We start from the raw sequence: 15,325 nt of genomic DNA, 5'->3' as shown, positions 1-15,325 counted from the left end.
GCGTGCACCCCCTGTACACCGCCGCGGCGCAGCATTGGCGAAATCGCCATGGTTAACCGTGCACACGGTGCCAAAGGTTGATGAAGGGTTAATCTGATTGAACCGGGCCAAACGTAAGGCGGACGTGTCGTCCGCCCATGTCAGGCCTTGTCGGGAACCATGGGGCCGCTGAGGTGATCCTCGCCGCGCGCGCGGGCCAGTTCGATTTGCTTCTGGCGCTCGCGAAAGCGGGCTTTGTCCTCGGCGCTCGTCTCGTTCACGCAGTGATGGCAGCTCACGCCCGCCTCGTATTCCGGGCGGTGCTGATCGGCGGGCAGGATCGGGCGGCGGCAGGCGTGGCACAGCAGGTGCGGGCCGACTTGCAGGCCGTGGCCCACGCTGACCCGCCCGTCGAATACAAAGCACTCGCCTTGCCAGGTACTCTCATCGGCTGGCACCTCTTCGAGGTATTTGAGGATGCCGCCCTTGAGGTGGAACACATCCTCGACCCCCTGGCCGAGCAGGTAGTTCGTGGACTTCTCGCAGCGGATGCCGCCGGTGCAGAACATCGCCACCTTCTTGTTGTGGAAGCGGTGCTTGTTCTCCTCCCACCACGCTGGAAACTCGCCAAAGCTGCGGGTGGCAGGATCAATGGCACCGTTGAAGGAGCCGATGGCCACTTCGTAATCGTTGCGGGTGTCGATGACGGCCACATCCTCGCGTCCGATCAGGTCGTTCCAATCGGCGGGGTCCACATAGTGGCCCACGCGAGCCGCCGGATCGACATCGGGTTGGCCCATGGTCACGATCTCGCGCTTGAGCCGCACCTTCATCTTACCGAAGGGGGGCGTGTCGCTGGTGCTTTCCTTCCACTCCAAATCGGCGCAACCGGGCAGGGCGCGGATGTGGGCCAGCACCGCGTCGATGCCTGCGCGTGGTCCGGCTATGGTGCCGTTGATCCCTTCTGGGGCCAGCAGCAGCGTGCCCTTGACGCCTGCATTGCAGCACAGCTTGGCCAGCGGTCCCTTTATCGCGGCGGGATCATCGAAGCGCGTGAAGTGGTAGAGGGCGGCGATGGTGTACATGGGCGCGAGATAGGCGAAGGCCGTGCCCTTGCGCAAGGGGGCGGGCGGGTGTCACAAGGCAGCTATGCAAAGCAGGAGGCCCATATGACCCGCGCCCTGATCGTGATCGATGTCCAGAACGACTTTTGCCCCGGCGGTGCGCTGGCCGTGCCGGAGGGGGATCAGATCGTCGCTGGCATCAATGCGCTGATGGCAGAGTTTGACGCCGTGGTACTGACGCAGGATTGGCATCCGGCCGGGCATTCGTCATTCGCGTCGTCGCATGAGGGCAAGGGCCCGTATGACATGGTCGAGATGCCCTATGGGCCGCAGGTGCTGTGGCCGGATCACTGTGTGCAGGGAACAGATGGTGCTAACTTCCACGCGGACCTGAATGCGGACCGGGCCGATATGATTGTGCGCAAGGGTTATCGCCCTGCCATCGACAGCTATTCGGCGTTCTTTGAAAATGATCAGAAGACGCCTACGGGGCTGGAGGGGTATCTGCGGACGCGCGGTATCACGGACCTGACGATGGTGGGCCTCGCCACGGATTTCTGCGTGAACTTCTCTGCCGTGGATGCGGCGAAGCTGGGATTTAAGGTGGATGTGCGGATGGATCTGTGCCGGGCCATTGACCTGGATGGGTCGCTTGCGGCGGCAGAGGCGGGGATGAGCGGGGCGGGTGTCAAACTGGCCTGACTTGCCCCCACCCGCAAAGGTAGGGCACAACGGGGCCAGCCGTTCAAGGAAGCCTGCATATGGTCGACATCGCCACCCGTGTCTGGAACCACAAATGGAAGATCGACCCGATTGTGCGGTCGCTCATCGACACGGATTTCTACAAGCTGCTGATGTGTCAGTCGGTGTTCCGGAACAAGCCGGACACGCAGGTGACGTTTTCGCTGATCAATCGATCCAAGCATGTGCCGCTGGCGAAGTTGATTGATGAGGGCGAGTTGCGCGAGCAGCTGGATCACATCCGCTCGCTGTCGCTGCGCCGGGGCGAAAGCACGTGGATGCGCGGCAATACGTTCTATGGCAAGCGGCAGATGTTCACGCCGGAATTCATGGACTGGTTCGAGGCGCTGCGCCTGCCCGCCTACCATCTGGAGCGGCGGGAGGATCAGTACGAGCTGACATTCGAAGGGTCGTGGCCCGAAGTGATGCTGTGGGAGATCCCGGCGCTGGCCGTGCTGATGGAGTTGCGTGGGCGGGCCGTGCTGAACGAGATGGGTAAGTTCGAGCTTCAGGTGCTCTATGCCCGCGCGATGACCAAGCTGTGGGAAAAGATCGGGAAGCTGCGGCAGGATGATGGGCCGCGTGTGGCGGATTTCGGTACGCGGCGGCGGCATTCGTTCCTGTGGCAGGACTGGTGTGTGCAAGCCATGGGCGAGGGCCTGGGGCCGCAGTTTGCGGGGACGTCGAACTGCCTGATCGCCAAGAATCGCGACCTTGAGGCCATCGGCACCAATGCCCATGAGTTGCCCATGGTGTATTCCGCCTTGGCCCAATCCGATGCCGACCTGGCGCGCGCGCCCTATGACGTGCTGAGCGACTGGCATGACGAGCATGAAGGGAACCTGCGCATCATTCTGCCAGATACGTACGGAACCGAAGGTTTCCTGAAGCGTGCGCCCGACTGGCTGGCGGGGTGGACAGGTATCCGGATCGACAGCGGTGATCCGGCCACCGGCGCTGAGGTGGCGATCAAGTGGTGGCAGGAGCGCGGCGAGGATCCGCGCGAGAAGCTGGTGATCTTTTCCGATGGGCTGGATGCGGGCAAGATTGTCGAGTTGCATCAGCAGTTTGCGGGGCGGGTCAAGGTGTCGTTCGGTTGGGGCACGATGCTGACCAATGATTTCAAGGGGCTGACCAGAGACGACCGGTTGGCGCCGTTTTCGTTGGTCTGCAAGGCCGTCTCGGCCAATGGATTTCCGACGGTCAAGCTGTCTGACAACCCGAACAAGGCGATGGGCCCCGAGGCCGAGATCGAGCGCTACAAGCGGGTTTTTGGTGTTGGAGAGCAGAAAAAGATGGACGTTTTGGTCTGATCGACAGTCTTTCGCAATTTTCGAAACAATAGCCTAAATTCAGCCGCATTTGTTTCCTACCGCTGTGCGCAAACAAGAAACGCAGAGCAGGTACGACCGAAATGCACTTGAAATCCATGACCATCCCCGTGGCGCTTGCTGCCCTTCTTGCGGGCTGTGCGGCGCCAATGACTGACGCGGTGACGCGGCTGGACAACAGGATGGCGTTTGCTGCCACCGTTGATCAGGAACAGCTTCAGCAGCAGGCGAATGCCTTGTCGCGCATGGCGCGCGATCTGGAACGCCGTTCGCGGATCAAGGGGGCGATGACAGGTGCGGCAGTCGGGTGTGGCCTTGTCCTTGTGTCAGGGTCAAATGCCGGTAAGTGCGTCACAGGTGCTGCTGCGGGTGGTGCGATCGGCGCTGTTGTCGGGCACCATGCGGGGCAGCGTCAGGTTCAGAAACGGGTTGATCTTGTGTCGGCCAATGCGCTGGTGCGCAGCTTACGTGGGATGACGGATCAGATGGATGCGATCACCGTATCACTGCCCGAGTTGTTGCAGGAACAGGATGCCGAACTGGTCGATCTTGCGATGCGTCGGGATGCGGGCGCTTTGTCCGACGCCGAATATGACGCAGGGGTCGAAGCCATTCGGCTGAGCCGCGCGGAACTTGCCGCAGCACTGAGCGCGAGTGAGGATACGGCCCGCCGCGCCAGGGCCAATATGGAAGAGGCGGCGCAGCAGGGACAAACCGGTCTGGACTGGCATATGCTGACAACGGACAACTTGGTGCAGGACGCACAGTCGGCTCGCTCCGAGATTAACCTTTTGGGCTAGATCGGCACCGCCGTGCCATGGCTTTTGTCCTCAATTCGCGAACATTCACCGTAAAATTGCCAAGATTGGCCGCGATACTCACCACAATAACCAAGCAACTTTGAATCGAGTAGAGATATGAAACGTATTCAGTTCGCCTTTGTACTGGCAGCCCTGACCACCGTCGCAGCCTGTGGTGGCGCACAACACTATGTGGCGCGCGGCGATGTCGCGCCCATAAGCTTTGCGCCCTATGCGCAGAACTATGACGACACGACCTCTCAGCGCGCTGCAATCGACCTTTTGTCGTTGGGTTGACCCTAGTCTTCAGGGCCCACGCGACCGCGCAGGGCCTTGACCTCGCCCCGCTCTTTCTTGGCCTTCAGTCGGCGTTTTTTGGACCCGAGCGTGGGTTTGGTCGCGATGCGGCGCTTGGGTTTGACCAACGCCTTGCGGATCAGATCAACAAGCCGCTGACGTGCGATGTCGCGGTTGCGGGCTTGGCTACGAGTTTCGTCGCATTGAAGGATCAGCGCACCCTCGGTCGTCCAACGCCGCCCCGCCAGCCGTTTGAGGCGGGTCTTGACCGGGCCGGGCAGGGAGGGCGAGCGCTGCGCCTCGAACCGTAGCTCCACCGCCGTTGCGACTTTGTTCACGTTCTGACCACCGGGGCCGGAGGCGCGCACGAACTGCTCGCTCAGTTCCCAATCCTGGATCGTGATGTCGTCGTTGATGCGTAGCATGGCGTTCGCTGCGGTTCTGATCAGGCCAGCCGACCCGATACGCTGATCGAATTTCCGGCGGGGTCCTTGGCGTTGGCAAAGACATAGCCATCTGCCTTGTGGAGTGATCCGAACTCAAGACCCTTGGTGCTTGCGGCGTCGCAAAATGCGGCGACGTCCTCAATAGCAAACACCAGCTTGACCAGCACCTGCCCCTGTTTGCGTCCCTTGCCCATCTGGTGCAGAAGCAGGGTTATGCCATCGCCCGGCGGGTGCAGTTCGACGACCCGATCACCGTCCTGAATATGCGCGGTGTAGCCGAAATGGTCCGTGTAGAACTGGGCCATCTCCTCCATCCGGGAGGTGTAGAGGACGAGGCTGCTGAGCGGTGGTGACATGAGATGTTCCCTTGAACCGAAAAAGGGCCGCCTGATGTGGGCGGCCCTTCTCGAAATGTTTCGGAGGTTGTGCCGGTTAGATCAACCGACCAACTTGGCGGTCTGCGCCGCGCGGGGCTGCCCTAGCAGGCGACCTCCCAAGCTGTTCCGACACCTCTCCCCAATACCTTTCTCGACACTGGATCACCTCCTTTCAAATGTTGAACTCACATTTGATGGTGGCACAGTGCCCGTGAAAGTCAACGGATTTCCGCAGGCTGGGCGACGCCAGCCGTGAACCAGCGGAACGGTGCCAAAGCAATGAGCGCAAGCGAGAGCTTCACCATCCAGTCGGCTACCGCGAGCGATACCCAAAACGGAACCTCTGGCCCCATGCCCAGCAGAGGCAAGATTTCGCCCGCCCAGGATACATCGTTGCCCGGTTCCAGCCAGATGAGCGTGCCGGAAAACGCGATGGTAAAGAAGATGGCGGTGTCGACCGAGCTGCCGATGATGGTCGAGGCCAGCGGAGCTTTCCACCACGCACCGCGGCGCAGGGCCGAGAAGATGCCGACATCAAGCAGTTGCGCCGTGAGGAAGGCGAGGCCGGAGCCGATGGCTATGCGGAAGGTGACGGCGGGGTAGGTGAACCCGTCGCCCTGGATCATGATCTGCGTGCCGATCAGCGAGCAGCAGACACCGACGATGAAGCCGACAAAGACCACGGTGCGCGCGGGTCCGGCACCATAGACCCGGTTCATGATGTCGGTGACGAGGAAGGCCAGCGGGTACGTGAACGCCCCCCAGGTCAGCCAGTTTCCGAACAGGAACTGGACGAGGATGTTCGAGGCCACAACAATGGCGGCCATGGCAATGATGCCGGGAAGGTGTGCGCGTGTCATATCTGGTGCCCGTTTTTGCAAGGTAGCGGCGACTTGGCCCGGCACCGTGCCGGACGGGGCCTCTTAGTCGCAGGTTGCGCCACCTTCAAGGGTTTCCGTCAGGGCGTATTCGACCAGTTCGCTGCGTTGCACGGGCAGAAAGTTGTCGTCTGATACCATGGTCAGGCAGGTCGCCCCACTGTCCGATTGCCAGATCGCGACCCCTTCGAGGTTGTCGTGTCGCCCAACAGACGTAGAGAGAAGCGTTTCAGCAGGGGTATCCGGGGCCTTTGGGTCCATGCGGCGGATACGGCTGCGAAAGCCCAGCGGCGTGAAGGCCCGTTCAAGGATGTAGAGCTGCCCATCCGGTCCGATGTCCGCCCCGGCGGGCAGGAAAGGGCCGGTGCGTGGAAGGGTCGTGAGGATGTCCCAAGTGCCGTTCTTGTATCTGTAGATCGGGAACGGGCGGTTCTTGTCGCCCGAGCGCTCGGGCAGGGTGTAGAGTGTTCCGTCCGCGTCCGCTGCCAGCGCTTCGAGCGAGCCATTGCGGCTGTAGGTGGCAAAGTCCGGATGAGACGGCACCTGTGTGCCATCGTGGGATGCGATGCGTCCGGGGTCTTCGTAGCTGAAAAACAGGGTGTCTCCTGCTAGCGCGAGCCCTTCGCTGTCGCGGTTCGGGTACGGTTGCTGCGCGACATCGATGTCCACGGATTGTGTTACACGGTCGAGCGTAAGCGTGAACAAGGTGCCGCGGTCCGACAGCACAAAAGCGCTGTAGGGGTTGTCCATCTCGATCGCTGACAGCCCGCCAAAGTCAGGCCGATCCGAGACCAGCGTCCAGCTGCGGACGAAGGTCAGGGGATCGGCTGTTGCCGTGGCGGCGGTCAGGATCAGCGCGAGGCCAGAACGCCAGAGCATTGTTGCGGCAGGTCTCCGACACGAAGTTCACGGCGTGGTCTTGGGGCGGGTGCGTTGGGGTCTGGCGGCGGCGGGTTGAGGATGTTGTTCACCCACTCCTGCGCGTCGGCGCAACCGTCACCGGGGGGCGGGGCCGCCTGATCGACGCAACCGCGCGCGCCACGGGGGCAGTTGAGCCGGACATGGAAGTGGTAGTGGTGTCCCCACCACGGCCGCACCTTGCGCAGCCATGACCTGTCGCCGGTTTCATCCTTACACATCTGCACCTTGGCACCGGGGAAGACAAAGATGCGGGCGGTGCGGCTGTCGCTGGCGGCGGCCTTGATGATCTCGTGGTGCTGGCGGGTCCAGTTGCTGTTCACGTAGGCCCCAGACGACCGGCGGGTCGAGATGGAGGAGATGTTTTCCCGATCTGCCGCGCTGAGGGTCAGGTTGCGGGCGGGCAGCATCCAGACGTCTACATCCAGACCGATCTGGTGGCTGCGGTGCCCGGTCAGCATCGGCCCGCCACGTGGTTGGCTCATGTCACCGACATAAAGGCCCGACCATCCCGGCTGTTTGGCGGCCTCGCGGCTCAGATCCTGTACGTAGTCGATAAGCTCTGGGTGTCCCCAGTTGCGGTTGCGGCTGAGGCGCATGGCCTGCCATGTCGGCCCGGTTTCGGCCAGTTGCACACCACCGGCCAGACACCCGCGCGAATAGCCGCCAAAGGCTGCGGCATCCTGGGCGGAGGCTCGCCGTTTTGCGCCAAACTGCCTCTTGGCCACGTTTTGCAGGGTGGCTGGATCAACGTCAGGTGTGGGCGCGCCCGAGATGTCAGTGCCCGCGCCGCTCGTGCAAGCGCAAAGCAAAAGGGCGGCAATCAGGGTACAGGAACGGCGGATGTTGGGCATCGTCAAACCTCGCCTTTGGGGTTGACCCATCGTAACATGATCAGCCCTGCAAGGAAAAGGAACAGGAGCGGCGAGACACCGAGTTGCGTACTGCCTGTTGCGGTCGTAGCGACGCCGATCAGGAACGGCGCCATGAAGGCAGTCGCCCGGCCGGACAAGCCATAAAGGCCAAAGCTTTCGGTTGGAGCGTTGGGGTTTGAGTGGCGTACCATCAGGGTTCGGCTCGCGGATTGGATCACCCCGCCCATTCCACCAATCAACACGCCGCAAACATAGAATATGAGGTCAGGCACCGGTGACCCCTCCGGAAGGGCAATGCCAAACATGCTGTCCCGTGACAGGTTGACCAGCATGAAGCACACCCCCATCAACACCCAAATGGACGTAATGACGACAGGTTTGGGGCCAAAGCGCTTGTCTGCAATTCCGCCCACATAGCTGAAAATGGACGCGCCAATGGCTGCTACAATCCCGAACACACCAACCTCGACAACGGAGAAGTCCAGCACCAACAGTGCGAATGTCCCGCCGAAACTATAGAGACCGTTCAGCGCGTCCCGATACAGCATGGACGAGCCAAGGTAGGTAAACAGGCTTGGTTTGGCGGGCAGGTTTCTCACCGTGCCCCACAACTGTGACAAAGCCGCGCCCACTGTTGTGCGCCTGCCTTTGGGATTTCTGTCACGCACCCAGAGGAAGTAGGGGATCATGAACACGGCAAACCAAATCGCCACAATCGGTCCTGTGCTGCGTGTGCCTTCGCGCGTCTCTGCGTCGAGGATCCCAAACAGGGGATCAAGACCAATGAGTGTTTTGCCATTTGGTTGCTCAACGAACAGCAGCAGCAAAACAATCAGAGACAGTACACCGCCCGCATAGCCAAAGCTGAAGCCCGACCCGGAAATCTTCCCGATCTCTTCCTCGGTTCCCAAGTCGGGTAATTGTGCATTAATGAAGATGAGCGCGAATTCGGCTCCAATAAAGCCAAAGGCGAAGGCTATGAGCATCCAGGTTAGGTTGCTGCCGTCAGGTGCCGTGAACCAGAGGCTGCTGGCGCCAGCAACCAGCATCAGGGAAAACCCGATGATCCAGGGGATACGACGTCCTCCGGTATCTGCCATTGCACCCAGAAGCGGCGCTCCGAATCCAATGATCAAACCCGTGATCGTCAGTGTGTACGACCACATGGCTTGTGCATCGGCCTTGGCCTGTTCCGTTTCAATCCCCTGCGCCAGAAAGTTTTCACTGGCCAGCGACACAAAGAATGGTCCGAAGATGAAGGTCAGCAGGACTGTGTGATAGGGCTGGCTGGCCCAGTCAAAAAAGAACCATCCCCAGATGCGTTTTTTCAGGCTGATATCCGCCATGCCCGTCCCCGTTTTATTGTTGGGGCGACCAAATCAGGCCAAAGACGCAGTGGCAAGGTAAGGTTTTACGCGACCGATTTCAGTTTGGGGGCGTCCGCGTCCTGCATTGGCGGCCAGGGGCGCTGTGCCTCGGCCTTGATCCACGCGGCGATCCAGTCCGGCACGGGCGGCGAAACCGCGTCCTGACCCATGGCGGCGAGCACCTTGTGCGGTGGCACGATCCCGTTCTTGTCGGTCACGGCAGAGCGGTAGAGCACATGGCTCGCGCATTCGCCATCCGGCTTCCACATCGACTGTTCAAGATAAGTGAACTTGTCGTCCCAGCACACCGCGCGGCTGCGCATCTCGAACGTCTGGAAGGCGTGCAGGCGGCGGCGATAGCGGACCGACGATCCGGCCATGGTCAGTCCCCAGCGGTTCGCCTTGAGCGTTTCGATCAAGCCCGCGCGCTGGCCCAGACCCAGACGGCCCAAGTCATAGAGCGTCAGGGCGCGGCCATTGTTCAGTTCCATGAAGCCGTCCAGATCCCACGGCCACACACGGTGCTGCGTGATGTGCAGGTCGGTCAGGCCTAGCACCGGTTGCTTGCGGGCTTTGACCATTTCTTTGGCGAGGCGAACGAATGGAAACATGATCTTTACTCCCTGCCGCTCAAGTTGCGGCAATGCAGCGAAACTTCAATGGCCAGTTGCCCGTGACCTTGCGCCACATGCCCCTTCGGCCTAGGTCTGTGGCCGAAAGCAACAAAGGACCCCGCCCATGCTGGTGATCTATCAACTGCTCGATCTGGTTTTGAGCGTCGTCTATGTGGTGATGATTGTCCACATCATCATGAGCTGGTTGATCAATTTCAACGTGCTCAACATGCATCAGCAGCTTGTGGGGTCGATCTGGACCGGGCTGAACAAGCTTCTTGAGCCGATTTACCAGCCGATCCGGCGATTCATGCCCGACACGCATCCGCTCGATCTGGCACCGCTGGTTGCCTTTGTCATCGTGATCGCGCTGCGCAGCATCATCCTGCCTGCCATCTTCTTCTGATCGCGGGCTCCAAGCCCCTTGTTCATGGCCTGTTAAAATGTGAGTCTGTATCCAACGAGCAGACTACATAAAATTTGACGGGGTTTTCGAAGATGGGCGGCGCTGCCACGCTGTTGCAGGACGTATTCGGGTTCGACGGCTTCCGCCCCGGGCAGGAAGAAATTGTCGAAGCCGTGGCAGCGGGCGAGAACGCGCTGGCCATCATGCCGACGGGTGGCGGTAAATCCCTGTGTTTTCAATTGCCTGCGCTAGTGCGGGATGGGGTGACGGTGGTCATATCCCCGTTGATTGCCCTGATGCGGGATCAGGTGCGGGCATTGCAGGAGGCGGGTGTTCAGGCGGGCGCACTGACGTCCGGCAACACGCCGGAAGAGACGGATGCGGTGTGGGAGGCGCTGGAGCGGCGTGAGTTGAAGCTGCTCTACATCGCGCCGGAGCGATTGGCCGCTGGCTCTGCCATTGGCATGCTGCGCCGGATCGGTGTCAGCCTGATTGCAGTGGACGAGGCGCATTGTGTTAGCCAATGGGGGCATGATTTCCGCCCGGATTACCTGCGGATTGGTGAGTTGCGGCGCGCTTTGGATGTCCCCCTGGCCGCATTCACCGCGACTGCGGATGCGGAAACGCAGGTCGAGATTGTTCAGAAGCTGTTTGATGGTGCGCAGCCGCGGACGTTCCTGCGTGGGTTTGACAGGCCCAATATTCACCTGGCCTTTGCCGCCAAGAACGGGCCGCGCGCGCAGATTTTGAACTTTGCGGCCGCGCGCAAGGGGCAGTCGGGCATTGTCTATTGCGGGACGCGGGCCAAGACCGAGACGCTGGCGCAAGCGCTGCGCGAGGCGGGGCATGAAGCGATCCACTATCATGGCGGGATGGAGGCGGATGATCGGCGCATCGCAGAACGGCGTTTCCAGCAGGAAGACGGTCTGATCGTGGCGGCGACCGTGGCCTTTGGCATGGGCGTAGACAAGCCGGACATTCGTTGGGTGGCCCATGCGGACCTACCGAAGTCCATCGAGGCGTACTATCAGGAGATCGGACGTGCGGGGCGGGATGGAGCGCCCGCGGAAACGCTGACCCTGTTTGGCCCGGATGACATCAAGCTGCGGCGATCGCAGATCGACGAGGGGCTGGCACCGCCCGAGCGGCGGATGGCGGACCACGCGCGGCTGAATGCTTTGCTGGGTCTGGCCGAGGCGTTGGAATGTCGGCGCAAGACGTTGCTCGGTTACTTTGGTGAGAGTGACGTGACCTGTGGCAAATGCGATCTGTGCGACCAACCGGCCGAGGTGTTCGATGGCACGACCGCCGTGCGCAAGGCGCTGTCGGCCATGCTGCGCACCGATGAGTGGTTTGGGGCCGGGCACCTGATCGATATTCTTTTGGGGATCGAGACGGACAAGATCCGCCAGCGCGGGCATGACAGCCTGCCGACCTATGGCGTGGGTAAGGAGTATTCGAAACCGCAATGGCAGGCGGTGTTCCGGCAGATGATGGGGCATGACCTGGTGCGGCCCGATCCCGAGCGTTACGGCGCGTTGCGGATGACCGATGCGGCGCTGCCGATCCTGCGGGATGAGGCGAAGATCACCCTGCGCAATGACACGATCAAGGCCGCCGCAGCCCGCCGTCCGGCGGTCAAGGCGATGGTGTCAGAGGAAGACGCGCCGCTGCTGTCGGCGCTCAAGGCCAAGCGGCGGGCGTTGGCCGAGGCGGCCAAAGTTCCGGCCTATGTGATATTCCCGGACCGCACGCTGATCGAGATGGCGGAGCGGCGGCCGGCAAACCTCGACCAGATGGCGCAAGTCAGCGGGGTGGGTGCCAAGAAGCTGGAGAAATTCGGGCGCGCGTTCCTTGAGGTCATCAACGGCGAGGCAGAGGCGCTGCACCCGTCGCGCCGCAAGTTGGCGGGGCATTCGGCGGCTACGATTTATGATCAACTGCTCGCCGTGCAGGCGGAACTGGCGCGGGGTGAGGACGGGACGGACAAGCCGCTGAGCTGTTCGGCGTCCCAGTTGGCCAAGGTGGCGCAACTGCGGCCTGACGATGACGCGGGCCTTGAACGGCTGCTGGGCGATCGCAAGGCGGAACGTTTTGGCCCCGCCTTTCTGGACGTGCTGCGGGCGGCATCCTAGATATGCCCAAACACTCTTGGGGGTAGGCAGATGTTGGTGGTGATTTCCCCGGCCAAGCGGCTGGATTGGGCGGAACGCGATGTTCAGATGACATCGCCTGCGATGCAGGACGATGCGGTGCGCCTTGTGCGGACGGCGCGGAATTTGTCATTGGGCAAGCTCAAATCGCTCATGGATCTGAGTGATGATTTGGCCCGGCTGAACCGCGACAGGTTCCAGGCTTTCGACGACAGCCCAGCGGAGGAGACTACGCGCCCGGCGATGCTCGCCTTTGCCGGTGATACCTATCAGGGGCTTGATGCCGAAACACTGTCCAAGGACGAAACCGACTATGCGCAGTGTCATTTGCGCATCTTGTCTGGTCTCTACGGTCTTTTGCGCCCTTTGGATGCGATCCAGCCGTACCGGTTGGAAATGGGCAGCCGTCTCAAGACACGGCGGGGTGCGTCGCTTTATGACTACTGGCGCAACGATCTTGCCAAGGCGCTAAATGCGCAAGGCGAGGAAACGGGTAGCGATATGCTCGTGAACTGCGCCAGCCAGGAGTAATTTGGCGCAGTGCCGGAAAAGGCGCTGAAGCTGCGTCTGATCACCCCGGCGTTCATGGAAGACAAAGGGCAGGGGCCGAAGATCGTGAGCTTCTTTGCCAAGCGGGCACGCGGTGCCATGGCCCGGCACGTCATCCAGAACCGGGTTACGGATTTGGATGGTGTGCGTGATTTCAGTACCGACGGCTATGTGTATCAACCGGAACTATCGACAGACGACAGACCGGTGTTCGTACGGCCTTATCCGAGCAGTTAGGCGGCTCCTTCCTCTGCCAGTGTGGTTTCGAGGGGTGGGCGTACCCCGTCGGGACACATGTCATGCAGCATGCCGTGGATTTCCGGTTTGCGCAGGGGTTTGGTCAGGTAGTGATCCAGTCCCGCGTCCAGAATGCCCTTGTCATCACCATCCATCGCATGTGCCGTCAGCGCCACGATCGGCACATGTGTCCCGCTGCCTTCCTCAAGCGCGCGAATTCTGCGGGTCGCTTCCTTCCCATCCATCTTGGGCATGGAGATATCCATGAAAATCAGGTCGGGAGACACCTGTTGGAACAACTCGACCGCCTCTATGCCATTGTTTGCGAAGTGCAGGTCGATGTCGGCTGACTTGACCATCTTCCCAAAGACAAGCTGGTTGGTCTTGTTGTCTTCCGCAGCCAGAACCACCATTTGCCGCTTTTCCGGGATCGGCGGTGGCGCGCCATTTGCGCCGATCACAGGCCCGACGCTTTCAAGCCGCGCAAACAGATCCGCGCGTGGCACCGGCTTTTGCATGATGGCGTGAAGATGCCGTGCGCCGGGATCGTTGGCCGCAAAGCTGGGGTTCGAGCTGAGGAGCAGGATGGGTGTCTCGATCCCGCGGGTTCGGATCGTCTCTGCCAGTTCGAGCCCGTCCATGTCCGGCATGTTGTGATCCGTCAGGATCAGGTCGATGTCGCGCATCTGTTCCAGCGCCTCCGCACCCGAGGCGCAACATACAACGCCCAGTCCCAACTGTTCCAACTGGCGCTGAAGGATGGTGCGGTTGGCTTCTATGTCATCAACCACCATGATCCGCCGCAGCCCCTCTGGTACGGGCGGGTGTTCCGGCAGTTTGGCTTCGCTCAATTGCAGAGGAATGCGGAAGCCAAAGACGGATCCGATCCCCTCTTCGCTGCTGACCCAGACCTCGCCCTCCATCAGTTTGACCAGGCGCTGCGAAATGGCGAGGCCCAGCCCCGTGCCGTCAAACTGGCGGTTGCGCTCGTTTTCGACCTGATTGAACTCGCCAAAGATGTGGTCGATCTTGTCTTCGGGAATGCCGATCCCTGTGTCCTCGATCACGATGGTGACCTCGGCATGGCCCGCGTCCAAGTCCGGCACGCCGGTGACCCGGACCAGTACGTGCCCTTCGCTTGTGAACTTGACCGCGTTGCCCATCAGGTTGGTCAGCACCTGCCGGATGCGGCCCGGATCACCGACATACATGGTCGGCAGGAACAGGTCGTAGTCCAGAAGCAGCGTCAGGCCCTTGTCGCGCGCCGAAGGCTGGAGCAGCATGATGATTTCGTGAATGCTGCGTTCCAGATCGAAGGGTTCGAGGTGCAATTGCAGCTTCTGTGCTTCGATCTTGGAATAGTCGAGCACGTCGTTGATGATGACCAGCAGCGCCTCGCCCGAGTTCTTGATCGTATCGACGTAGAGTTGCTGTTCTTCGCTCAGGCCGGTGTCGCCCAGCAGTTCTGCCATGCCGACAACGCCGTTCATCGGGGTGCGAATCTCATGACTCATGTTGGCGAGAAACGCTGATTTCGCGCGGCTCGCTGCCTCTGCCTCTGCCCGCGCGGTCTTCAGTTCTTGCTGGTAACGCACGGATTCGGTGATGTTGAGGCCGAGGGAAACGATGTCCCCGGCTGGGCTCCGCCTGTCGACCAGTTTCACATATTGGTCGTTCCAAAGCCGCACGGTCACTGCGTCAGGCTGTGGTTTCATCCACCGGTCCAGCATCATCTGGCGCCATTCCCGATCGGGCATCCCTTCGGTGTCGACGATTCCCTCGTCCGTCAGGACCTGCAGAATGGTCATATAGTTCACGCCGGGCCGGATCGCGTCGACCTTGTCGAAGATGGCCATATAGCTTTCATTTGCCGCGATCATCTGGTTGTCGGAGTTGAAGAAAGCGAAGCCGTCCGTGATGGTCTGGACCGAGTGCCACAGACGCCGTTCCGCAATCTGTACCTTCTGGTTGGCTTGTCCGAGTTCGGTCTTGAACCGCTCATTCTCTGTCTTGACGGTGGCCACCTCGGCCCGCGTTTCCACGATCTCGCCCTGCAGGGCGGCGGCATGTTTGCCCAACTTGCGGTTTGCCGCGGATAGCTCAGCTTCCTTGAGTTCAAGCAAACGCTCTGCGGCCAGTCGTCCCCGCCGCTCTTCTGCCAGTTTGTTTGCAAGGCTCATGCCTGCCCTCCGCCTCAACTACGCCCAACCGGTATTTCACGCGGAGGATGAAGAACGGCTTAACCCCCACGGTGAAAGCGTTGCGCGTCCCGCTGCCGCCATGGCAGGCTGAC

15 protein-coding genes and 1 pseudogene are annotated in these 15,325 nt (G+C 61.1%); 7 read left to right on the top strand and 9 right to left on the bottom strand.

What is annotated here, in order from left to right; all coding sequences use genetic code 11:
* Positions 1–140: 140 nt before the first annotated feature.
* Positions 141–1,064 carry a rhodanese-related sulfurtransferase gene (locus RA29_RS08045; RefSeq protein ID WP_039685851.1) on the bottom strand — a complete coding sequence of 308 codons (924 nt, stop codon included), beginning with the start codon at positions 1,062–1,064 and terminating at the stop codon, positions 141–143.
* 84 nt (positions 1,065–1,148) lie between these two features.
* On the opposite strand from RA29_RS08045, the gene pncA reads away from it, so the two are divergent.
* From pncA to RA29_RS08025, 4 genes are all read left to right on the top strand, one after another.
* Positions 1,149–1,745, top strand: coding sequence for a bifunctional nicotinamidase/pyrazinamidase (gene pncA, locus RA29_RS08040; protein WP_039685849.1), 597 nt, complete (start codon positions 1,149–1,151; stop codon positions 1,743–1,745).
* A gap of 59 nt (positions 1,746–1,804) precedes the next feature.
* The gene (gene pncB / locus RA29_RS08035) at positions 1,805–3,097 is read left to right on the top strand and encodes a nicotinate phosphoribosyltransferase (protein ID WP_039684775.1); all 1,293 of its coding nucleotides are present in this window, start codon (positions 1,805–1,807) and stop codon (positions 3,095–3,097) included.
* 116 nt (positions 3,098–3,213) lie between these two features.
* The gene (locus tag RA29_RS08030) at positions 3,214–3,915 is read left to right on the top strand and encodes a hypothetical protein (RefSeq protein ID WP_193743495.1); all 702 of its coding nucleotides are present in this window, start codon (positions 3,214–3,216) and stop codon (positions 3,913–3,915) included.
* Positions 3,916–4,032: 117 nt separating this feature from the next.
* Positions 4,033–4,212, top strand: coding sequence for a hypothetical protein (locus RA29_RS08025; RefSeq protein ID WP_039684771.1), 180 nt, complete (start codon positions 4,033–4,035; stop codon positions 4,210–4,212).
* Between the two features lie 2 nt (positions 4,213–4,214).
* Here the strand turns inward: RA29_RS08025 and arfB are convergent, their stop codons facing one another.
* The 7 genes from arfB to RA29_RS07990 all read right to left on the bottom strand — a co-directional run bounded on the left by arfB (position 4,215) and on the right by RA29_RS07990 (position 9,684).
* Entirely contained in the window at positions 4,215–4,637 is a 423-nt protein-coding gene (gene arfB / locus RA29_RS08020) for an alternative ribosome rescue aminoacyl-tRNA hydrolase ArfB (RefSeq protein ID WP_039684769.1), read from the bottom strand.
* A gap of 20 nt (positions 4,638–4,657) precedes the next feature.
* Positions 4,658–5,014 (bottom strand): VOC family protein, encoded by a 357-nt coding sequence (locus RA29_RS08015; protein ID WP_039684767.1) that lies wholly within the window; start codon positions 5,012–5,014, stop codon positions 4,658–4,660.
* Between the two features lie 239 nt (positions 5,015–5,253).
* The gene (locus RA29_RS08010) at positions 5,254–5,895 is read right to left on the bottom strand and encodes a queuosine precursor transporter (RefSeq protein WP_039684766.1); all 642 of its coding nucleotides are present in this window, start codon (positions 5,893–5,895) and stop codon (positions 5,254–5,256) included.
* Positions 5,896–5,958: 63 nt separating this feature from the next.
* Positions 5,959–6,792: an esterase-like activity of phytase family protein gene (locus RA29_RS08005; protein ID WP_039684764.1), complete on the bottom strand. Its 834-nt coding sequence runs from the start codon at positions 6,790–6,792 to the stop codon at positions 5,959–5,961.
* Positions 6,765–7,685 carry a penicillin-insensitive murein endopeptidase gene (mepA, locus tag RA29_RS08000; protein WP_082029485.1) on the bottom strand — a complete coding sequence of 307 codons (921 nt, stop codon included), beginning with the start codon at positions 7,683–7,685 and terminating at the stop codon, positions 6,765–6,767. The genes RA29_RS08005 and mepA overlap by 28 nt, the downstream gene beginning before the upstream one ends.
* A 2-nt stretch (positions 7,686–7,687) precedes the next feature.
* Positions 7,688–9,052 (bottom strand): MFS transporter, encoded by a 1,365-nt coding sequence (locus RA29_RS07995; RefSeq protein WP_039684762.1) that lies wholly within the window; start codon positions 9,050–9,052, stop codon positions 7,688–7,690.
* 65 nt (positions 9,053–9,117) lie between these two features.
* The gene (locus tag RA29_RS07990; protein ID WP_039684760.1) at positions 9,118–9,684 is read right to left on the bottom strand and encodes an acyl-CoA thioesterase; all 567 of its coding nucleotides are present in this window, start codon (positions 9,682–9,684) and stop codon (positions 9,118–9,120) included.
* A gap of 127 nt (positions 9,685–9,811) precedes the next feature.
* Between RA29_RS07990 and RA29_RS07985 the strand changes: the two genes are divergently transcribed.
* The 3 genes and pseudogenes from RA29_RS07985 to yaaA all read left to right on the top strand — a co-directional run bounded on the left by RA29_RS07985 (position 9,812) and on the right by yaaA (position 13,032).
* The gene (locus tag RA29_RS07985; RefSeq protein WP_039684758.1) at positions 9,812–10,093 is read left to right on the top strand and encodes a YggT family protein; all 282 of its coding nucleotides are present in this window, start codon (positions 9,812–9,814) and stop codon (positions 10,091–10,093) included.
* A gap of 92 nt (positions 10,094–10,185) precedes the next feature.
* A complete protein-coding gene (gene recQ, locus RA29_RS07980; RefSeq protein WP_039684756.1) occupies positions 10,186–12,228 on the top strand; it encodes a DNA helicase RecQ in 2,043 nt (680 codons plus the stop codon).
* A gap of 30 nt (positions 12,229–12,258) precedes the next feature.
* Positions 12,259–13,032: pseudogene (gene yaaA / locus RA29_RS07975) on the top strand (peroxide stress protein YaaA).
* Here the strand turns inward: yaaA and RA29_RS07970 are convergent.
* Complete coding sequence (locus RA29_RS07970) at positions 13,029–15,212, bottom strand: response regulator (RefSeq protein WP_039684754.1); 2,184 nt, start codon at positions 15,210–15,212, stop codon at positions 13,029–13,031. The pseudogene yaaA and the gene RA29_RS07970 sit on opposite strands and share 4 nt — an antisense overlap.
* Between the last annotated feature and the right edge of the window lie 113 nt (positions 15,213–15,325).

Origin of the sequence: Tateyamaria sp. ANG-S1, assembly GCF_000814025.1 — a bacterium.
Classification (GTDB): Bacteria; Pseudomonadota; Alphaproteobacteria; order Rhodobacterales; family Rhodobacteraceae; genus Tateyamaria.
Note: the sequence above shows the minus strand (reverse complement) of the source record. Positions and strands in the feature narration are given on the sequence as shown.

Excerpts from the sequence above, each read along its gene's own strand:
- RA29_RS08045 (WP_039685851.1), bottom strand. The coding sequence starts at position 1,064 with ATGTACACCATCGCCGCCCTCTACCACTTCACGCGCTTCGATGATCCC.
- pncA (WP_039685849.1), top strand. The coding sequence starts at position 1,149 with ATGACCCGCGCCCTGATCGTGATCGATGTCCAGAACGACTTTTGCCCC.
- pncB (WP_039684775.1), top strand. The coding sequence starts at position 1,805 with ATGGTCGACATCGCCACCCGTGTCTGGAACCACAAATGGAAGATCGAC.
- RA29_RS08030 (WP_193743495.1), top strand. The coding sequence starts at position 3,214 with ATGACCATCCCCGTGGCGCTTGCTGCCCTTCTTGCGGGCTGTGCGGCG.
- RA29_RS08025 (WP_039684771.1), top strand. The coding sequence starts at position 4,033 with ATGAAACGTATTCAGTTCGCCTTTGTACTGGCAGCCCTGACCACCGTC.
- arfB (WP_039684769.1), bottom strand. The coding sequence starts at position 4,637 with ATGCTACGCATCAACGACGACATCACGATCCAGGATTGGGAACTGAGC.
- RA29_RS08015 (WP_039684767.1), bottom strand. The coding sequence starts at position 5,014 with ATGTCACCACCGCTCAGCAGCCTCGTCCTCTACACCTCCCGGATGGAG.
- RA29_RS08010 (WP_039684766.1), bottom strand. The coding sequence starts at position 5,895 with ATGACACGCGCACACCTTCCCGGCATCATTGCCATGGCCGCCATTGTT.
- RA29_RS08005 (WP_039684764.1), bottom strand. The coding sequence starts at position 6,792 with ATGCTCTGGCGTTCTGGCCTCGCGCTGATCCTGACCGCCGCCACGGCA.
- mepA (WP_082029485.1), bottom strand. The coding sequence starts at position 7,685 with ATGCCCAACATCCGCCGTTCCTGTACCCTGATTGCCGCCCTTTTGCTT.
- RA29_RS07995 (WP_039684762.1), bottom strand. The coding sequence starts at position 9,052 with ATGGCGGATATCAGCCTGAAAAAACGCATCTGGGGATGGTTCTTTTTT.
- RA29_RS07990 (WP_039684760.1), bottom strand. The coding sequence starts at position 9,684 with ATGTTTCCATTCGTTCGCCTCGCCAAAGAAATGGTCAAAGCCCGCAAG.
- RA29_RS07985 (WP_039684758.1), top strand. The coding sequence starts at position 9,812 with ATGCTGGTGATCTATCAACTGCTCGATCTGGTTTTGAGCGTCGTCTAT.
- recQ (WP_039684756.1), top strand. The coding sequence starts at position 10,186 with ATGGGCGGCGCTGCCACGCTGTTGCAGGACGTATTCGGGTTCGACGGC.
- RA29_RS07970 (WP_039684754.1), bottom strand. The coding sequence starts at position 15,212 with ATGAGCCTTGCAAACAAACTGGCAGAAGAGCGGCGGGGACGACTGGCC.